11 protein-coding genes, 1 tRNA gene and 1 pseudogene are annotated in these 19336 nt (G+C 63.4%); 4 read left to right on the top strand and 9 right to left on the bottom strand.

What is annotated here, in order from left to right:
* Positions 1-9 precede the first annotated feature (9 nt).
* Positions 10-435 (bottom strand): annotated as a pseudogene (locus SAMIE_RS23820) (IS5/IS1182 family transposase); the annotation flags it as partial.
* 78 nt (positions 436-513) lie between these two features.
* Positions 514-588 (bottom strand) — tRNA-Thr (locus SAMIE_RS17640).
* 116 nt (positions 589-704) lie between these two features.
* Here SAMIE_RS17640 and SAMIE_RS24000 point away from each other — a divergent pair.
* Positions 705-830, top strand: coding sequence for a hypothetical protein (locus SAMIE_RS24000; protein ID WP_267886507.1), 126 nt, complete (start codon positions 705-707; stop codon positions 828-830).
* 6 nt (positions 831-836) lie between these two features.
* On the opposite strand, the gene SAMIE_RS17635 is transcribed toward SAMIE_RS24000, so the two are convergent.
* On the bottom strand, positions 837-2618 hold the full coding sequence (locus tag SAMIE_RS17635; RefSeq protein ID WP_066700598.1) for an aminopeptidase P family protein: 1782 nt from the start codon (positions 2616-2618) through the stop codon (positions 837-839).
* Between the two features lie 110 nt (positions 2619-2728).
* Here SAMIE_RS17635 and SAMIE_RS17630 point away from each other — a divergent pair, with 110 nt between their 5' ends.
* The 3 genes from SAMIE_RS17630 (at position 2729) to SAMIE_RS17620 (ending at position 5875) form a co-directional block, all read left to right on the top strand.
* Positions 2729-4789, top strand: coding sequence for a S9 family peptidase (locus SAMIE_RS17630; protein WP_066700599.1), 2061 nt, complete (start codon positions 2729-2731; stop codon positions 4787-4789).
* The gene (locus SAMIE_RS17625) at positions 4789-5190 is read left to right on the top strand and encodes an acyl-CoA thioesterase (protein ID WP_066700600.1); all 402 of its coding nucleotides are present in this window, start codon (positions 4789-4791) and stop codon (positions 5188-5190) included. Before SAMIE_RS17630 ends, SAMIE_RS17625 begins: the two co-directional genes overlap by 1 nt.
* Positions 5191-5254: 64 nt before the next feature.
* Positions 5255-5875 carry a hypothetical protein gene (locus SAMIE_RS17620; protein ID WP_408641248.1) on the top strand — a complete coding sequence of 207 codons (621 nt, stop codon included), beginning with the start codon at positions 5255-5257 and terminating at the stop codon, positions 5873-5875.
* 28 nt (positions 5876-5903) lie between these two features.
* On the opposite strand, the gene SAMIE_RS17615 is transcribed toward SAMIE_RS17620, so the two are convergent.
* The 6 genes from SAMIE_RS17615 to SAMIE_RS17590 form a co-directional block, all read right to left on the bottom strand.
* Complete coding sequence (locus SAMIE_RS17615) at positions 5904-7748, bottom strand: ABCB family ABC transporter ATP-binding protein/permease (protein ID WP_066700601.1); 1845 nt, start codon at positions 7746-7748, stop codon at positions 5904-5906.
* A 324-nt stretch (positions 7749-8072) separates the two neighbouring features.
* Positions 8073-10613, bottom strand: a complete 2541-nt coding sequence (locus SAMIE_RS17610) for a DEAD/DEAH box helicase family protein (RefSeq protein WP_066700602.1) — start codon at positions 10611-10613, stop codon at positions 8073-8075.
* Positions 10613-12415 (bottom strand): phospholipase D-like domain-containing protein, encoded by a 1803-nt coding sequence (locus tag SAMIE_RS17605; RefSeq protein WP_066700603.1) that lies wholly within the window; start codon positions 12413-12415, stop codon positions 10613-10615. Before SAMIE_RS17605 ends, SAMIE_RS17610 begins: the two co-directional genes overlap by 1 nt.
* A complete protein-coding gene (locus tag SAMIE_RS17600) occupies positions 12415-13629 on the bottom strand; it encodes a hypothetical protein (RefSeq protein ID WP_066700604.1) in 1215 nt (404 codons plus the stop codon). The genes SAMIE_RS17605 and SAMIE_RS17600 overlap by 1 nt, the downstream gene beginning before the upstream one ends.
* A complete protein-coding gene (locus SAMIE_RS17595) occupies positions 13629-16826 on the bottom strand; it encodes a UvrD-helicase domain-containing protein (RefSeq protein WP_229825718.1) in 3198 nt (1065 codons plus the stop codon). The genes SAMIE_RS17600 and SAMIE_RS17595 overlap by 1 nt, the downstream gene beginning before the upstream one ends.
* A 2-nt stretch (positions 16827-16828) precedes the next feature.
* Positions 16829-19186, bottom strand: a complete 2358-nt coding sequence (locus SAMIE_RS17590; protein WP_232037293.1) for a PD-(D/E)XK nuclease family protein — start codon at positions 19184-19186, stop codon at positions 16829-16831.
* Between the last annotated feature and the right edge of the window lie 150 nt (positions 19187-19336).

The raw sequence follows: 19336 nt of genomic DNA, 5'->3' as shown, positions 1-19336 counted from the left end.
TGATCTCCATCAGCGGCGGACGATGGCTAGGTAATTGCAGCCGGATTTCTCGAAGCGGATTGCAACGCGGCGGAACTGTTTGCGCTTGCTGACGCAGCTTTCGACGAGGTGGCGCTGGGCATAGAGATGCTTGTTCAGCGGATATTACCGGGTGCGCGACGGATCGTTCGGGATCACCGCGACTGAACCCTTTCCGCAATAATCTGGTGAAAGTAGTCGGCATCGTAGGCCGTGTCTGCCATGACGATGTTGGCGGGCAGCCCCTCCATCAACGGCACAGCTTGCGGCATGTCGCCGCGATGGCAGGTGATGAGCGCGAACCACAGCGGAATCAACAATCAGATAATCGAAATCCGGATCGTCGGACATCGCCTCCAATATCCGCCATCATACCCCTTTCGCGCTCCATCTGCCGAAGCGCCAGAACACGCAGTTTCAGTCGCAAAACATTTGGAGGATAGCACCGCTTCAAAAGACGAAAGCGGCATAACCCACTGACTTTTCATAAAATACTGGTGCTGCCGGTGAGGATTGAACTCACGACCTCAGCCTTACCAAGGATGCGCTCTACCACTGAGCTACGGCAGCACTCTGTTTCCTGCCCAATGCGCCATAAGCGCTTTGGAGGCCGGGCCTATGACCGCCCCATGGGCCGATGTCAAGGCGGGTTGCGGCGGACGACGCATTTTGGCTAAGGCGCTGCCATGGCAGAAACCCAGGACGAGAAAAAGGCCCGGCTGGCGCAGGCGCTGCGCGACAATCTGCGCCGGCGCAAGGCGCAGTCGCGGGAGGGCGCTTCACCGCGCCCGCCCGAACCGTCCGGCGACTGACCGGCGTCAAAGCGGCGCGCAGGCGGCCCTGAGCCAGTCGAGCGCTTCGCCGTCAAGCTGTGGCCCGACGACCGCCAGCACGCGGGCATGATAGGCGTCCAGCCAGCCGCGCTCCTCGCCGCTCAGCGCCTCGATCTCGACCAGAGCGCGGTCGACGGGCGCGAAGGTCAGCGTTTCGAACCCCAGCATCGGCCTTTCCGCGGCGGGCACGTCGCGATCCTCCACCAGCACCAGATTTTCGATGCGGATGCCATATTCGCCGGTCTTGTAATAACCCGGCTCGTTGGACAGGATCATGCCGGCCACCAGTGCTTCGTCCCCCCCGCCGAATGTCGCAATGCGCTGCGGCCCTTCGTGGACGCCCAGGAAACTGCCAACGCCGTGCCCGGTGCCATGGGCATAATCCAGCCCTTCGGCCCAGAGATACTGCCTCGCCAGCACATCCAGTTGCCCGCCGCGCGTTCCCTTGGGAAAGACGGCGCGGGCGAGCGCGATATGACCTTTCAGCACCAGAGTGAACCGATGCTTCATCTCCGCAGTTGGGGTGCCGATGGCGATGGTGCGGGTGACATCGGTGGTGCCGTCGCGATACTGCCCGCCTGAATCGACGAGGTAGAGGCTGCCCGGCTCGATGGGACGATTGGTCTTTTCCTCGACGCGATAGTGGACGACCGCCCCGTTCGGTCCCGCGCCGCTGATCGTGTCGAAGGACAGATCCTCCAGCAGTCCGGTGTCGCGGCGGAACGCCTCCAGCCTGTCAGCGGCAGCGAGTTCATCGAGCCTGCCCTTGGGCGCCTCCACCGCCATCCAGTGCAGGAAGCGGCTGAGCGCCGCGCCGTCGCGCGCCTGCGCAGCCTTGTGGCCCGCGATTTCCACGTCATTCTTGATCGCCTTTGGCAGCACGGCAGGGTCGCGCAGCGGCAGGACGGTCGCGCCGCCCTCTTCCAGCGCCTCGAATATCGCCGCGACCGCGCGTTCGGGATCGGCGACCACGCTCTTGCCGGACAGATCGGCGAGCGCATCGGCGAAGGCCGCGCGATCATGGACGCGCACGGCATTGCCGAGATGCTTGATGACGGCCTCATCCGTCTTTTCGGGCGCGACGTAGAGGTCCGCCGTCGCATCGGCATGGACGATGGCATAAGCGAGCGCGACGGGCGTGCGGTCCACGTCCTTGCCGCGCACGTTGAACGTCCATGCGATCGAATCGAGTGCGGACAAAATTGCGGCGTCAGCCTTCTTCGCGGTCAGCCAGTCAGCGATGTCGGCACGCTTTTCCGCCGCGCTCCGGCCGGCGAAACGATCGTCATGGACGACCAGTTTGGCGGCGCTGGGCGCGGGCCGGTCGGGCCAGATGGCGTCCACGGGATTGGTGTCGACCGCAACGAGGATCGCGCCCTTCTCGCTCAACGCCTGCGTCGCCTGCCGCACCCAGGCGCGGGTGTGCAGCCAGGGATCGTAGCCGATGCGCGCGCCCTGACCCGCATGCTCCTGAAGCCAGGCGGCGATAGAGGTCTGCGGCACGCTTTCGAACTGCCAGTGCGCGCCGTCGACCTGCTCGCGTACCTGAAGCGTGTAGCGCCCGTCTACGAAGATCGCGGCTTCCTCCGGCAGGACCACGGCGCTGCCCGCCGACCCCTGAAATCCCGTCAGCCACGCGAGCCGCTGCGCATAGGCGCCGACATATTCGCTCATATGCTCGTCGGTCAGCGGCACCACAAAGCCGTCGAGCTTCTGGCGCACGAGTTGTGCGCGCAACGCCTTCAGGCGGTCTTCATAACTGGACATCGAACTTTCCTTGGATCATTCCGGCGACTTGCAACGGCCGCAAAGCCGACAACATAGATAGGCGCAGGCGTTTATGCCAGCGCTCCGCCCGTCTGAACCATGGATAGTGAATGACCCATCAAGCCCTTCCCCCTTCCGCCGAGAAGCGTCCGCACAGTTTCACCCGCCACGGCATCACGGTCGAAGATCCCTGGGCTTGGCTGCGCGACCCCGGCTACCCGGACGTCAGCGACGGGGACGTGCTCGCCTATCTTGAGGCGGAGAACCAATGGTTCGAGGCGGCGATGGCAGCGCGGCAGCCGCTGATCGACGGACTGTTCGAAGAGATGAAGGGGCGCATCAAGGAAGATGACAGCTCCGTGCCGCAGAAGGACGGCGACTACATTTATTGGCGCGCCTTCGAAAAGGGCGCGCAATATCGCAAATGGTATCGCAGGCCTGTGGCAGGCGGCGACGATCAGTTGATCCTCGACGAACCGGCGCTGGCGCAGGGGCATGACTATTTCAGGCTGGGCGCAATGTCGGTCAGCCCGGACGGGCGCTACCTCGCCTACGCCATCGACACGGACGGATCGGAGCGGTTCGAGGCGCGGATCAAGGATCTTCTGTCCGGCGAAATTCTGCCCGAAGCGATCCCCGATACGCTGTCCTCGCTGGTCTGGACGTCGGACAGCAGGGGGCTGCTCTACGGCATCGCCAACGAAAACTGGCGGACGGACAATGCGCGGCTGCACTGGCTGGGGCAGGATGTCGCGACCGACATTGAGCTGTTCCACGAGGATGACGAAGGGTTCCGCGTCTCCATCGGTCTCACTTCGTCGGAAAAGTGGATCGTCATCGCGACCGGCGACCATGTGACGAGCGAAGCGTGGCTGGTGCCCGCCGACGATCCCGCCGCCGCGCCGCTGCTGGTGTCGGCGCGAAAGCCGGGGCGCGAATATGATGTCGATGAGCATGAAGACACGCTCTACATCCGCACCAACGACACCCATCCCAACTTCCGGCTGGTGAAGGCGTCTCTCGATGCGCCCGACCGATGGGAGGAAGTCATCGCGCCGGACGCCCATTTCTACCTTACCGATTTCACGCTGTTCAAGCGCTTCTACGTGACGGAAGGGCGACAGGACGGGCTGGACCAGATCGAACTGCGCGATTACGCAACCCACGGGGCAAAGCGCATTCCTTTCCCCGAAGCGAGCTATTCGGCGAGCCTCGACGACAATCCCGAATATGACGTGACGAAGCTGCGCATCGGCTATGAATCGATGGTCACGCCTGACACCGTCTACGACTATCATCTCGACACCGGCGCGCTTGAGGTTCTGAAGGTCCAGGAAATCCCCTCGGGCTATGACGCGGCGCGCTATGCGACCGAGCGGCTGATGATCCCGGCGCGGGACGGGACCGAAATCCCCGTATCCATCGTCTATCCCAGAAACCATCCCCGCGACGGCAGCGCGCCGCTGCACCTCTATGGGTACGGTGCCTATGGCATCGCGATGGAGCCGGGATTTTCGACCAGTCGCCTTTCATTGCTGGATCGCGGCTTCGCCTTTGCGCTGGCGCATATCCGGGGCGGCGACGATCTGGGGCAACAATGGTATCTGGACGGCAAGCTCGACAAGCGGACCAACACGTTCAATGATTTCGTCGATGTGGCGAAGGGGCTGATCGAGCGGGGCTATACGGCGAAAGGGCGGATCAGCATCTCCGGCGGGTCCGCAGGCGGCGAACTGATGGGCGCGGTCATCAACAGCGATCCGGACCTGTGGGGCGCGGTCGTCGCGCATGTGCCCTTCGTCGACGTGCTCAACACGATGCTGGACGAGACGCTGCCGCTGACGCCGGGTGAGTGGCCCGAATGGGGCAATCCCATCGAAGACAGGACTGCGTTCGAGACGATCCTGTCCTACGATCCCTACAGCAATGTGAAGGCGCAGGATTATCCGCCGCTGCTGGTCACGGCGGGCCTCAACGATCCCCGCGTCACCTATTGGGAACCCGCCAAGTGGGTGGCGAAGCTGCGCGCGACCAGGACGGACGGAAACATGCTGCTGCTCAAGACCAATATGGGCGCGGGCCATGGCGGCAAGTCGGGCCGCTTCGAAAGCCTGCGCGAAACGGCGGAGGAATTCGCCTTCATCCTTTGGCAGCTCGGGCTGGCGAACTGATGGCCAACAGCTACATCAAGCAGATCACCGCGCTGCCCGAACATATCGACATACTCGGGCATGTGAACAATGCCGTGTGGGTGCAGTGGATGGAGCAGATTTCGGTCGAACACTGGGCCAATGACGCCGACCCTGCGCATGTCGATGCCTATATCTGGGTCGTGACCCGGCATGAGATCGACTATCGCGGCAATGTGACGGTGGGGGAAACGGTGACGGGCCGCACCTGGATTCCCGAGCCGCCGCGAGGCGCACGTTTCGATCGGCTGATCGAATTCACCGGCCCTGACGGCAGGGTAAAGGTCTCGGCACGGTCGACATGGGCGATGATCGACAGGGAAAGCGGCCGCCTGATGCGCGTGCCGCCGGAGGTCGCGGCCCCTTTTCTGAACGCCACATAAAGGAACTAGCCTGCATGAGGAGTCGTTTCTCCGCCCGTCCTTAACGAGGATAGGAGAGACTGATATGAAGATGATGTTCCGGACCGCCATGGGCGGCCTTCTCGCGGCGTCGGCGCTGACGCTGGCCGCCACCCCGGCGCTTGCTGGCGACGACGAACGGGCGCTCGCCGCCATCGCGCAGGCGCAGGGCAAGATCGACGCCGCCGCTAAGCTTAATCCCTCGCCGGACCTGATGGCGCGCGCACAGGCGTCGCTGCGCCTGGCTCAGGAAGCGCTCAAGAGCGGTAAGGAGCAGAAGGCGATTTCCGCCGCCGTCGAAGCGCAGGCCGCCGCCGACACGGCGATTGGGGAAAGCAAGCAGGCCGCACAGGCTGACGCGCAGGTTCAGGCGAACGCCGCGGCAAGCGCGCAGCAGCAGGCCGATGCCGCAAACGCCCGTGCCTCCGCCGCCGAACAGGCCGCCGCCTCCGCCGCTGCCGATGCACAGGCGGCACGAAACGCCGCCGCCATGGCCGCAGCAGCCCCTGCCACTACCACGGTCACGACCGAAACGGTCAAAACCGCGCCGACTGCGGCCCGCACCACTGCTGCCAGGCGCAAGGTCGTCCGCAAGACCGTGGCGAAGGCGCCCGCCCGCACCACGGTGGCTGAACGGACCACGACGACCGTTACCACCCGCAACTAAGCCGGAGGGGCGCTGCTGCCCTCGCGCATCAGCGTCCCGTCGCTTCGACGGGGTCGGGGATGGCAGGTTCCATCGCCATGTCATCCCGCTCGGCGGCCTGCCGCGCCCACATCGTCGCATATAGCCCGTCCGCACGGACGAGATCGGCATGGCGGCCCCGCTCGACGACGTAACCCTGTTCCAGCACGATGATCTCATCCGCATCCACCACCGTGGAGAGGCGATGCGCGACCACAATGGTGGTTCGCCGCCGACTGATGTCCCGAAGGACGGTCTGGATCTCGGTTTCGGTACGGCTGTCGAGCGCGCTTGTTGCCTCGTCCAATATCAGCACCGGCGGATTCTTAAGAAGTGTGCGCGCGATGGCAACGCGCTGCTTTTCGCCGCCGGACAGCTTCAATCCCCTTTCCCCCACGCGGGTGTCATAGTCCTGCGGCAGAGTCATGATAAAATCATGGATGGAAGCCGCTCTCGCCGCAGCCTCGATCTGCGCCTGCGTCGCACCTTCGCGGCCATAGCCGATATTATAGCCGATCGTGTCGTTGAACAGCACCATGTCCTGCGGCACGATGCCGATGGCGGCGCGCAATGACTGCTGGGTGACGGACGCGACATCCTGCCCGTCGATGGTCACACGTCCCGCCTGAATGTCATAAAAGCGGAACAGAATACGGGCGATGGTGGACTTGCCCGCGCCCGAAGGCCCGACGATCGCCAGCGTCCTGCCCGCGGGCACCGTGAAGCTGACGCCGTGCAATATCTCCCGTTCAGGATCGTAGCCGAAGCGCACATCCTGAAACCGGACCTCGCCGCCCTCGACGTGCAGATCCACTGCGCCCGGTTTATCGGCAATCTCGGCGCGGGTGTCGATCAACCGATACATCGCCTCCATGTCGATCAGACCCTGCCGGATGGTGCGATAGACCATCCCCAGCAGGTCGAGCGGGCGAAAGAGCTGCGCCAGGAGCGTGTTGACCAGCACGACGTCACCGGTCGTAAACTGACCACGGCTCCACCCCCAGACGGTATAGGCCATCGCACCCGCCATCATGAGGTTGGTGATGAGCGACTGGCCGATATTGAGCCAGGCGAGGCTGTTCTCGCTCTTCACCGCCGCCCGTGCGTAGCGGCGCATCGCCGCTCCGTAACGCTTCGCCTCTCGCTCCTCCGCCCCGAAATATTTGACGGTCTCAAAATTGAGAAGGCTGTCGACGGCATGAGCAACGGCGCTGGTGTCCATGTCCACCATGTCGCGGCGCAACTGATTGCGCCATTCCGTGACGGTCCGGGTGAAAATTATATAAAGCGCGACCATCGCCAGCGTGCAGACCACTAGGCCCGCGCCGAACTTGACCAGAAAAATGGCGCACACCGCCGCCAGTTCCAGCACGGTCGGCGCGATGTTGAACAGCAGGAAATAGAGCATCGTGTCGATGCTCTTGGTGCCGCGCTCGACGATCTTGGTCACGGCTCCGGTACGCCGGTCGAGGTGGAAACGCAGCGACAGACGGTGGAGATGGATGAACACGTCGTCCGACAGGCGGCGGCCTGCTTCCTGCCCGACCTTCTCGAAAATGGCGTTGCGCAGATTGTCGAACAGCACGCCGCCAAACCGCGCGCCGGCGTAGGCGACGACCAGCGCCATCGCCAGTCCGGCGGCAGGTTCCAGCCCCGGCGCCATGCGGTCGATCGCCGCTTTGTAGGCAAAGGGCATGACAAGCGTGACCACCTTCGCCAGCACGACGAAGACCATGGCGGCGGCCACCCGGCGACGAAGCGCAGGCGAGTCTGCGGGCCAAAGATAAGGCAGAAATCGCTTGAGCGTCGCCCAGATCGGAGGGACGGGCGAAGTGTCGGGCGTAATGGGCGGCATGATCGCTATGTAGGGCTTCGCACGCGGCCGTCCAATGGTGACGAGAACGGCGATGGCTGCGCGCCTTTAACCCCGCACTCTCTAGCGGTGGTGGCGTGGGCATTTTGCCGGGGGGCTAACGCAAAAAGCCCCGCCTGTGGGGGCGGGGCGTTTTGTGATGTGGGATGTTGGTTGCGGGAGGCTGCAACCACCATTACTTGCGACCTACTAATAGCCATTTTCCTATCAACGCCAAATCCAACGCTAGGAGAATGGTTGCTAAAAATAGCAGCTTTCATTCCGTCCTATTCCGAACAGCAGCGTGAGTATCGGTTACACTACAACTCAACCGCCACGTTCTCCCGGCGAAAAATCCGGCACTGCGCGCCGAACGCGGTCAGCGTAGGTTCGTTTGTCATCTATCACCTCTGACCGACCTGGAACGGGACGCAGGACATCGCCATGCAACTGCGCCCTCAGTTCCAGCCAACGCGCCTTGAGAACCTGCCAGTTGTGATCGTCGTATGTGCCACTGACGACAACAGGGTGAACCCGAATGCGGGGCGGGAGACCATCACCATGATCCCTCCATTTCCGCCATTCGCGAAGCCAAAGACTGTTCTTGCGATCCACACGCCCAATCTGCTGCTCGACAATGCCGGGATTCCACTCCGCGTGCAGTAGAATCACTGTGCGACAGGCCTCATGCAGATTCAGGCCCTCACGCCCGACGCGGGATTGCGCGAGGAGCACCATCGGCCAACTGGACGACCGGTTGAATGCAGATTGCAGCATACGCCGCGTTTGCGGTGCGGTTGCGCCTGACATCATCCTGGCGAAGTTGCCCTCGCGCCCGGAATAGTCGTTCAGCCAGGCATCCAGCCGGGCTTTCTGCGTATCGTTGTTCTCTGCTTCATCATCCCCGGCAAGCTCCAGGAGCAGTTTTTCGAACAGCCCGAGCATTTCCCGCCCCGTCCAGGAAGCGCCCGCAACTTCCCGCCTGCCACCAAGTGCCTCGAGCAAAGCCCCTAATTGAAGGTCTTGTTTGCCGTCCTCATGGCGCAGAATCTCTGACAGAAATGCAGCAGTTCCTCCCTCCAGCGCAAGGTCTTCCAACTCCCGATGAAGCCGTGCGAGTTCAGCCCGGCGCTCGCTCGCCCACTCCTGATAGCGGGTTTTCAACATCACATCGATTTCGTCGACCCCACCCGCCACCGCAAGATCAGGATCCCTCATCGCCGCAATGACAGCTGCTATATTGCTTTCCCCGATCCCGCTGGCAGGCCAGTGCTGTCCGTCTCGCAAACGACGCAGCATCTCACGCGCGTCCAGCAGTCTGGTCAGCACATTCATCGGCATCAGGAACCTGCCGAAGACGAGCACTTTCTCGCCGGCCCGTGTATAGGCCTCGATTTGTCTCACAGCCGCCAGGATCGCGGGGTGGCTATAGATGTCGTTGCTCTCAGCGGTGAAAGCTTCCGTCCAAAACCCCGCCGGACCAACGAGGTTTGCATCTGTCATGCCTGAAGGGCTGTCTTCCTCATCCTCTCCAAAGCCGAACCCATACCCCTGGGCAACGGCGAGCCTGACCCGTTTCACACGCGGATCATCCTGAGGGAGTAACGACAGCGCCTCAGCCGCACAAAAGCGGCGCAACCAGTCACGGGTAAAACCCTCTGCCTCCGGTGAAACCGGGATATCGATGACCTCACGATAATCACCATGACTGTCTTTGAAGACGCAGAATTCGGGGTCACTGCGTTTGTCCCGGCGCAGGACATATGGTCGCAATGCTGCATAGAACTGCCGGGCGGAGGTCTCGAATTCCCCGGTCAGCGTCTCGTCCAGTTCTTCGGTTTGAATCCGACGAACAACATCCACATAGCCGGTGATCCATTCCGTCAGCTCTGCGAGCGCAGTAATATCCTGATCGTCATCGCGACCATTGAGCCGCTCCAGCGTGTCGATCCACTGGCTGGAGTCCAGCTCGACCGGGGTTGCGGTCATGCCCAGACGAAAAGGATCATCCGCTTCCCAGCTTACCGGGCCGAGAATGCGCGAAAGGCTTGAATCTGCGCCGCGCGCCTTGTGGGCTTCGTCAACGACTATGAGATCAAACTGACCCAGGCCATAGCCGATCAGCGGCAGGATCCTGTTCTTGTAATCGTCCGCCGAAAGCCATTTCTGATCGCCGTTAATGGCATCGCGCGGCAGTTCGTGGTCCAGAATCGTTTGGGCAATGTGCCGCGCCGCACGGCGACTGGCATATACATAGCCCACCTCACCCGAATGGAAATTTTCGCGCATGAAGTTGCGCCGTCGGCCGTCAATCAGGCGGGCGACGTTGGGTAAGAGTTCCCGGCGCCAGCCTCCAGCGGGGCCTTCTCCACGATTGGGAAACTGCATGTTCGCGAAGGAATGAGAGATCATTATGATCTCTTCGGCGGCCCAGCCGTTCTCCGGCAACTCACGCTGCTTGCGGCGATCCGAAAGCCACTCCTTATGGCTGTGTAACCGTCTTGCGCTCCCCTCCGCATCGGTATCGTGCAAGAAACCGGAGATGAAACCATCATAGCTGCGCAGCGGCAGCAATGTCTTGTCGTCGGCGTTGAACCGTTTCAGTTCCTGTTGCCATTGTGCCCCAAGGCCCGCAGGCAGAACAATGGCGCTGCGTCCGCCCGCCTCCCGCACCGCTGCGATCAGCGCCGCCGCAATGCGGGTCTTGCCCATACCCACCTCATCAGCCAGCAGGGCCGAGCGTTGGCCCGCCCGGATACGGCACGCTAGTTCTGTGACACTCGCCTTCTGGCCATGATCTAGCAGGGTATCATCAGACGTCCCTGCGATACGATCCAGAATGCTCGCGGCCTCGTTCCAGTCCACCATCACGCGGCCTCCCGTTCCCAGAGCGATGGGTAAGCGCTGAGCTCCCACGCGACGGACACCGCCAAAAGCGCATCTCTCAATAGGTCTGGCGAAACCCCTTCCGGGCGCATACGCGGATCTCCCAGAGCAGGCAGTGGATTTGCCCTGGCGTTCCGGAAGAACTCGAGCATCGTTCTTTCGCGAGACGCGATAGCGCAAAGGTTCTGTTGCAACTCCCGACACCACCTTTGCCAATCCCGCGGGTCCAACCTTGCCTGTGTCTCACAAAGACGCACCAGAAGTTCCATCATCCTGCGAATGGGATAGGCAGCTGGCGGAGCTTCGGTGGTATCTGAGGCGTCGGTGAGCGGCTCTTCGCCTTCCTCACCCTCATCTTCGCTGTCAGCATCACCTGGCTCGGGAAATGAGCCAAGGCTGGCAAGGATATCTTCGACCGACATATCGGAGGGGCGAGCGACAACAAGTGCTTCGGAAGAAATGACAGGCAGCCGCCAGCCGCCCTCCGCGAGTGTCACAATCGCTGGAGCCGGTGCAGGCCATGGACAAGGTGTCTGGGCCTGAGCCGCATCGACACCAATCACCATCACCGATTTGTCTTCGGGGGCCGAGAGCACCCCGTCTTGCCATATAAGCCACGCAACTGGCGGCTGGGTTTCTGGCTCATCGGGGCGCACAAAGCCTTCCCCTTGCTGCAGGGCCTCGGGCGTCACCACATCAGTGAACTGGATCGGCAAAACAGCGGCGATACCGTTCCGCGTGTCTCTGCGTCGCGGCCATTTCAGTCCTTCCGGCAGATCGACGATCACACCTGCCTCAAGGTTTCCCCCGGCGCTTGCGGCACGCTCAAACCCGTTCATGCTCAGATTGCCGGATCCAAGATAAGCCCGTCCCGAGGCCTCGGCCTCGCCCGACGCCAGCACCACAAATTTTGCATGCAGGCACCCATCAGTTCCATGCAAGACAGAGCGCGGAGGGCGCAAGTTCCAGCCTGCGTCAATCAAGGCACCGGCCCGGGCAGCAAGCCCCTGACAGGAGGACGGGTTAAGAAACAGGTCGAGAGCCGCTGTTTTCGTCAGGGATTTCTCCTGCACCAATGCGCGGCGCAGTCGCTCTGGCAGGCCAGCAGCACCATCGCCGTCGCTCTCGAAATAGCCAGACCCGAGGATGAGACGGTCGGCCTTCTTTTTGGTACCCAGGCGCTCGATCACCTGAGGAAACAGCGCCTGATTGCGGCTGTCGATGAAGCGGGGACGCGCGGATGACCTAGGCAAGGCTGTGATCGCGGCCTCCAGCAGGGCGTCTGGCCGGTGCCCGTCAAAACTGCGTTCGATCAGGGCGCAATCTGCCCGCTCGCGCAGCCATCCAAACATCTCATGCGCAGCGCGGATATCGGCAATGTCCTGTGCGTCAGGCACAGCAGAGTCCAGATCGATCAACCAGAACAGGTCGATGCTGCGAGTAAGCGGATCCTGTGTCCAGTTCCCCGTGCTGACAGCGAGACGAATGACATAGCCATCTCCGCCGCGCTTGCGAAAACCCAGAAGCGCCACCTTGGCATGGAGAAGGTTGTAGCCGCGTCCCACGAGGCGCATCCACATCCAGGCAAGTCCCGGAACGTCCGAGATCGCATTCACTGTTGGATGGATGAAGGCGGCCAGCACCGGGCGCGCCATCTCGCCTGTGAATGTTCGGCGGATCTGCCCCAGGACCTGCCGCGTCGCGGTGAAGCCGCACATAAGGCCAAAGTCGCCATAACAATCTTCGGGCGGCATGAAGAGGGAGTAGAGCGTCGTGTTCTGCATCAGACGGCCTCCGATCCCGCGTCACGGCTGCCCGGGTTCACCTTTCCGGACAGCTCCGTCACCAGACAATGAAGATTGTGCAGCCGGAAAAGCTGCGGCGCGAAGGCCTCGTCCTGAGGGGGCCGATTCTCGTCCTGGGTCTCCGAGCTGCCCCGCAACTCGCCCGCAGCCGGCCCGAGAACAATGTGGCCTTCGCGCTGACAAATCACGGTAGAATCGCGCTCGGCCAGCCTCTGAATCAGCTGCTGATCGGACAGATTTCGGATTTCCGCGATAAATCTGCGGCTAGTCTCCTCATTGCCCTGATTGACAAGCGCGCCTTTTGCCGAGGCCAGATCTCGCAATTGTTTCAGCGGCTCGGTGGCGACTTCGGCTGCGTCCGCTTCTGACAGGCGCACAGGCTGATTATCGTCGCGAAGCTTCAGCAGATGCTGTTCCAACTGGTCCAACACCGACAACGCAGCATCGCGCAGATCCATAAAAGCCGCTCCTGCGCGCAAATCCGACCAATGATCCGGCGCCAGCCCCGCCAATGCGGTTTCCTGGTCCAAATGCGCGGAGCTGGGGCCAGTGCCGAGGCGCGCCAGGGCCCGGCGCCGGGTCGAGCCGGGATCATTTCCGTCGAGCAATCGGGCAAGGATCAGTTTACGCACCGCTTCCGGGACAGCCCCAACAGGGGAAAGCACTGCCAGGGCCTCCTTCAGGCCATGTGGCTGTCTGCCATGCGCCCAGGCACCAAGCAAACGGCGCGGTTCTTTCATCGCATTTAGCTCCAACAGCTCTCTGCCAGCGCTATGTATGCGGAACGCGCCGTAGCGGCTGCCCTGCACGAATCCCAGTGCGACCAGAGGTTGCACCATCGCCATGCGGATCGGCTGAACCACATAAGTTCCGCGACGCCTGAGATTGTGGAAACTGCTATCCTTCAAGCCCTGCATCTTCCTCGCCCCTCGCACGCGGCGATCCTGCGGGCCCGCGATGACTTCAAGCATGACGCGCGCTTCGACCGCGTTGCCGACAGGTAGTGCCGGCACACCAAGTTCCTCGGCGATAGAGATCGCCAGAACCGACCAAAGGATGGGCATGGGAAACCACATGCCGCCGATTCCGGGGACCGCCCGATCATTGAAATGACGAACCGCCGCCGCAAGCCCGAGGTTCTGCTGGCGCCGTTGCGAAACCACGGTATCGGGCGCAAGTATTCCCCAGGGCATCAGTTAACTCTGGCCTGTGCGAAAGCTCCCGCTGACGCGCCCTCATCTGCCAGTTCCAGCCAACCGTGATCGACCCAGAACACCGCCACGCCCTGCAGCGGATGCTGCGGGTATAGTCCGGCCAACAGTCCGGCATAGCTGGAAAGCTGTGGCCAATAGGGGCCGAACCCGACACCGCCGCCGCCGGATTTATGGTCGATCAGCATCGCGCCTGCCGGGCCGATGGCGAGAAGGTCGAGGGCACCGGGGATCTCTGCACCCTCGGGCGTGTGGCCAAGCACCGGAATCTCGGCGCGCAGATCCGTATAGCCCTGATCGACAAGCCAGGCTTTCAGCGCCGTGGCGCGCTCGGCCACTAGCGCAAGAGTGGCGTCGTCAAGCCCGGTCGCGAGAGCCAAAGCCGGGGCCAGATCGGGCCGGGTCAGGTATGTGCGCAGCGCCAGATGCAGTGCTGTGCCGCGGTAGGCATCGTTCAGTGCCTTTGGCCAGGGTGCTCCGATGTTGATACGGCGGGACACGGGCGGCACCCCCGCACTACGGGTTTGCGAGGGCTGCAGCCGCCAGGGCGTCAGCGGTGTCACGGGCAACGGCGCAGCGGCACCAAGGCGCAGCGCCGGGGCCGCCCCACCGCCAACATATTCGGTAAATCCCGCCTGTTCAGGCAGCTGCGTGATGACCGCCGGGCAAACCACGCCATTGATGCGCAGGCTGCCCGCCCCGATCTGCGGCGCGCAAGTATCGGACAGGATATGAAACAGGTTCGTAGCCTCGGGCGCGTCTTCTTCGCGGTCCTTCAGAAAACCCGGCCATTCCAGCACCAGCCGGTCACGGGCACGGGTCAGGGCGACATAGAGAAGGTTTTTCGCATTGGCTTCAAAATCGGCGCGACGGTCTTCGATGAAACGGCGGGTCGCCTCGGGCGCGGCAAAGCCGGGCGTGTGGATCAGGCTCGCGGACCCCAGCACCACCGCCATATCGTCGATGCGGTCCAAGGCATCGAAACGGGTCGCAGTGGCCCCCGCACGTTCCTCGATACCATAGTCGAACTCTGCGACGACAGTGATCGGCCATTCCCGCCCTTTGGAGGCATGCCAAGTGACGATCTCCACGGCCTCGGCGCTGTTGGCGGAAGGATCGGGATGACGGTCGAAATCGCGCTCGCCTCCACGGGCGTCGAGCCAGCCGAGAAAGACCTTGGCAGTCTCGCCGTGGAACCCCGAGGCGGATTTGAGATCGCGATGCGCGGCTTCGAACTCACCCGCCTCAGCCTCTAGCCGCATAAGATCGGCGCGGGATTGGGCGGCGTCAGGCTGACGTTCGGCCCAGAGGCGCAGGCCGGCGGCATCCAACACCAGATCAAGGGCCGCACCCACCGGCAGGCGGGCCAAAAGGTTCGACAGAGCGGCGAGCCGCATCAGCACCGGGTCATCCACCAGCCGCCCTTCCATTTGGGCGGATAGCGTCTCCTGCAAGGACAGCGGGTCCGGGCCAAGCGTGCGCAAGAGCAGCCCGGCATGGATATCCGCCGGATTGGCGGCAAAGGCCAGCGCGGCGCGGGCGGCAACAATCACCGGACTTTTCGCCCAGCCATCCTCGGCGATCCGCACCGGAACGCCGCGCGCGCGCAGTTCCTCGGCATAGCGGGCGGCGGTGGTGTGGCGACAGACCAACAGCGCGATATCCGAGGGCCGAGCCGGTCGGGCGGCCTTCGTGTGGCGGTCGGTGATAGTCTCAGTATCAGTCAGGATACGGGCGATGCGCTCGGCGATGTGTTCTGGGGGCTGCGAATACTTTTGTGAGCGCCGTCCCTGCGTAGCGTTCAGCACCTCGATCGCGGGACCTGCGACCGGATCACGGGTCGGTGCCAGTGGGTTATAGCCCGCGCCAAAGAGGCCCGCCCCCATCGCATTGACGAATTGCATGACGGCCGGCGTCGAGCGCCAGTTGCGGTCGAGTGGCTGGGTCGCATCGGGGTTAGCCGCCGCAAGCGCCTGCGACAGGCGCGGATCGGCCCCCTGAAAGCCCATGATCGACTGTTTCACATCGCCCACAAGCAGGGTGCGCGGTGCGTGCTGGCCAAGCTGCCACAGCAGCGCGAATTGCACCGGGTTGGTGTCCTGGAATTCGTCAATGATGACGCAGTCGATCTCGTCCAGCACCGCCTGACGCACGGCGGGGTCGGTGCGCAAGAGCCGCTCGGCCCCCGTGATCATATCGGCGAAGTCGATCAGGCCGAGCGCCTTTTTGCGGGCCTCATAGGCCGCCATCACCTCTTGCGCGCAGGCGATCAGGCAGGACAGGTGCAGCTTGGCATCCTCAAGCGGGCCGGGATGCGAGGGCAGGACATCCGCCGCCGCCATGATGGCCGTGGCGAGGTCGTCATACCCGTCGGGCGTTTTCGTGCGGCTGTTTGAGGTGAAAAGCCCGCGCAAGTTCTGCCAGATACCCCAGTCAAGGGCCAAAAGCCCCGGATCACGCGCCACCCGCCGGAAAAGCGCGAGGTTCTTTTCCAGCGTTTCCTTCGGACCTTTGGCCGCAACGGTAGCCATGCCGCCCTCGGGGAAGGCAGTGATCATGGCTTGAACGGCGGTCTCGAGTGAGGCGCCAGCCGCCGCAGGGTCCTCCAGCACCGGGCCATAAACCGCATCCAGCCGCGCCAGCGCCGGGGCGATCAGGCCGGGGTCACGCCCCTTGTCGCCAAGGCTGCGCAGAAGGTCGATTATCGACAGCACCCGGCCGCGCAACGAATCTTCGACCGTCTCGCCCTTCACGAAGTTCGGGGCATAGCCAAACCGCTCGGGTTCGGCCTTGATCGGGTCCAGCGCCTTGGCATGGGCCAGCGCCTGCCGGATCAAGAGATCACGCTCGGCATCGCCCAAATGACGCGGCTGCGGCGAGGCGCCCGCCGCCAGTGCATGTTCGGTCAGAAGGCGCAGGCCCAAGCCGTGGATGGTCGAGACATAGGCGCGTTCCACCGCCATCGCCTCGGCCACCAGCCCATCGGCCAAAAGGCCGGCGCGGATCCTCTCGCGAAGCTCGCCCGCCGCAGCCTCGGTGAAGGTCACGGCAAAAATGCGCTCGGGCCGGACGATGCCACGTTTCACCCAGTCCGAGAGCTGGGTCTTGATGCGGTGGGTCTTGCCGGCGCCGGCGCCTGCAGGGACGATGACCAGACCATGATCTGCGTTGGGGGCCATGGTCATTCCTCCTCGACCGGGCGGATGAAGGCGGTGACAAGGGCGGAGCCATCGGTCAGCGCATATGGGGTGAAGCCGGCTTCTTTCTTGAAGAAGGCCGCATCCTCAGAGGTGTTCAGCACGACCCGTCCTGCACCAAGTTCGGCCAAGCGCTCCGCCAGCTTGGCTACCGCCCCGGCATTCACCGCATCGCCCATGTCGCGGGCGGGCGAGCCCTCGGGCAAGACCAAACCCGAAGTCAGCAGCCCGCCATCATTCATCAGGTGATAGGCGACCGCCACCTTGCGGCCGATCAGCGGGTCCATGCCGTCACCCTCGCGCCGCATGGGCCGCGCTATCATATCGGCGTAAAGCCCTGCCTGCAGATCCCAGCCCGCCTCCATCCGCTGCCGTCGGCCCTTGGTGCCGCTTTTCTTGTGATCGATGATCAAGAGCGCACCATCAGGCAGTTCAAGGATCGCGTCGGCCTTGCCATGCAGATTGATGCCATGCGCCTCACCGGCCAGCCAGATTTCATTGCCGATGATCCTCGCTTTCAGCGCAAGCAGATGGTCGCGCCAGCGCAGGGCCGCCGCCATGATCTCACGCTCCAGCCCGCGACGCTCCATCTCCCATGAGGGGCTGCGCAGATAACCCGCGTGCCGGGTCAGCGCCCGGCCATAGGCCTCGGGGATGGCAGTTGCCAGCGCCTCCGGTTCGGGGATCGGTTGGTCTTTGAGAAAGACATTTTCAAAGACATCATGGGCGATATTGCCCTTGGCCATCACGTCGAGTTCCTCGGCAGACCAGGACATATCCTCGGCCCCGACCTCGGCCAGAAGCCAGGCGAGAGGGCTGACCAGCAGCGTCTCGAGCCGCGAAGGCGATTGCGGTTTGGCGGTGCCGTCAACGCGCCGCCGCAGGGACAGAAGGTCATGCCCCGGGAAATCGAGAGCCTCGGGCAAGTTCGCAGGTTCCGGCACCGGAATCAGTGTGTGATATGCGACCGGCCAGTCCGCCGGGTTCAGCCGCGACAGATCGATGATCAGATCGCTGGCATCCTCGACGCCCGCCACCGCCCGCGCGACGAGCGACAGCCCCGCCGAGGGTTGCAAGCGCCCGCCTGCCAGATCGCGCCAGGGGATCAGGAATGTGACGCTTTCGGATACGGCCTGAAGCTGCTGGTCAAAGATCTGAAGGCCCTGCGCCAACCCTTCGGCCCTGCCACGGAGTTGAAGGCCGGTGGCATCGCGGATCGCCGCAATCTCGCTGTCGAGAAACAGCGGATTGGCGCGCGGACGGGTAGGATAGAGCCCGTCGGTGAAATCGCTGACGATCAAATGGCGGCACGGGCGCCAGGGCGTCTCGAAGGCAGACCAAAGGCTGGCGCCTTCAAGATTGCGGTCGGGGTCCGCAACCGTGGGCGGCATGACCTGAATGCCACGCAGGATCGCCTCCCAATCGGGGCTTCCCTCGCCGGGCGGCACGGTCAGCCGCGCGCGCACCTGATCGCCCTGCCCGATCCGCTCGCAGATCCGGTCCAGCAGGAAGCGCAGTTGCTGCAGGCTGCCGGCCGAAGCGCGGATATCGTCCCACAGTTCCTTATGCGCGGGCGTGCCAGTGAGGATGGTCCCTCGGAAATCGCCATTCATCAGACCTTCTGCGAGATCGCGCCCGGTCTGGACGGACCAGGGCATCAGGGGAGAAAGCGCGAGGCTCGCCAGAACCATAGCCGGGGTCGGCGGGCGTTTCGCGAGGGCCAGATGCAGCGCGGTCTCGCCAATGACATCTCGCTCGGGTAATTGGCCCGGAAGACCCGAGAGCGGCACTCCCTGGGCTGAGAAAGCGCGCGCGATCTGGCGCAGATCATCGCCCGACAGCACGGCGATTTCACGGGCCGAAACGCCGGACTCAATCAGCGCCCGGGCTTTGGCGGCGGCGAAATCGGCGCAGGCGGCGGGATCGCGCAGACCATAGAACGCGAGGCTGTCATCCAGAACCCCGGCCTCGATATCCTGCGCTGAAACACCGCCTTGCAACGCGTGCAGGCGGCTGCCGATTGCGGCCCGGGGCGTATAGGCGCTTGCGGGAACAGTGCCGAACTCGTCCCGCAACCGGGCAAAAAGCGCCTGCAGCGCCGCAGGAGCTAGAGGATCCAGCGAACCTTCAACCACCGGCAACGAGCCCAGGAACGACCCATGCGGCAGGGCCAGCACATGGGAAATCGGTGCCAGCCCCTCTGGCAGCGCATCCCCCAACCTTTGCCACAACGCGACCAGCGCCAAGAGATGCCGCTTTGCGCGGCTGTCTGGCAGGTGATCGACGTTCGGCACCTTCAGATCCGGCGTGGCCAGCACAAGATCCGTCAGCGCGGCGGTCACCGCCGAGATCGTCTCGACAGGCGCATTGGCAAGACTTTCGGCCCAGACCGGGTCAGGCGCTTCGGCAATGGCACGCCCCGGCGCCCATTCGGCAGAAATGGGGGCAAGGGACAATTCGGCAAGACCGGTATCGGTCAGGCGGTATTGCAG

Source organism: Sphingobium amiense (genome assembly GCF_003967075.1).
Classification (GTDB): domain Bacteria; phylum Pseudomonadota; class Alphaproteobacteria; order Sphingomonadales; family Sphingomonadaceae; genus Sphingobium; species Sphingobium amiense.
The sequence above is the reverse complement of the archived record's forward strand: the minus strand, read 5'-3'. Positions and strand labels throughout refer to the sequence as shown.

What these genes read in the sequence shown, in the direction of transcription:
- SAMIE_RS24000 (WP_267886507.1), top strand. Translation starts at nt 705, where the DNA reads ATGGCAGAAACCCAGGACGAGAAAAAGGCCCGGCTGGCGCAGGCGCTG.
- SAMIE_RS17635 (WP_066700598.1), bottom strand. Translation starts at nt 2,618, where the DNA reads ATGTCCAGTTATGAAGACCGCCTGAAGGCGTTGCGCGCACAACTCGTG.
- SAMIE_RS17630 (WP_066700599.1), top strand. Translation starts at nt 2,729, where the DNA reads ATGACCCATCAAGCCCTTCCCCCTTCCGCCGAGAAGCGTCCGCACAGT.
- SAMIE_RS17625 (WP_066700600.1), top strand. Translation starts at nt 4,789, where the DNA reads ATGGCCAACAGCTACATCAAGCAGATCACCGCGCTGCCCGAACATATC.
- SAMIE_RS17620 (WP_408641248.1), top strand. Translation starts at nt 5,255, where the DNA reads ATGAAGATGATGTTCCGGACCGCCATGGGCGGCCTTCTCGCGGCGTCG.
- SAMIE_RS17615 (WP_066700601.1), bottom strand. Translation starts at nt 7,748, where the DNA reads ATGCCGCCCATTACGCCCGACACTTCGCCCGTCCCTCCGATCTGGGCG.
- SAMIE_RS17610 (WP_066700602.1), bottom strand. Translation starts at nt 10,613, where the DNA reads ATGGTGGACTGGAACGAGGCCGCGAGCATTCTGGATCGTATCGCAGGG.
- SAMIE_RS17605 (WP_066700603.1), bottom strand. Translation starts at nt 12,415, where the DNA reads ATGCAGAACACGACGCTCTACTCCCTCTTCATGCCGCCCGAAGATTGT.
- SAMIE_RS17600 (WP_066700604.1), bottom strand. Translation starts at nt 13,629, where the DNA reads ATGCCCTGGGGAATACTTGCGCCCGATACCGTGGTTTCGCAACGGCGC.
- SAMIE_RS17595 (WP_229825718.1), bottom strand. Translation starts at nt 16,826, where the DNA reads ATGGCCCCCAACGCAGATCATGGTCTGGTCATCGTCCCTGCAGGCGCC.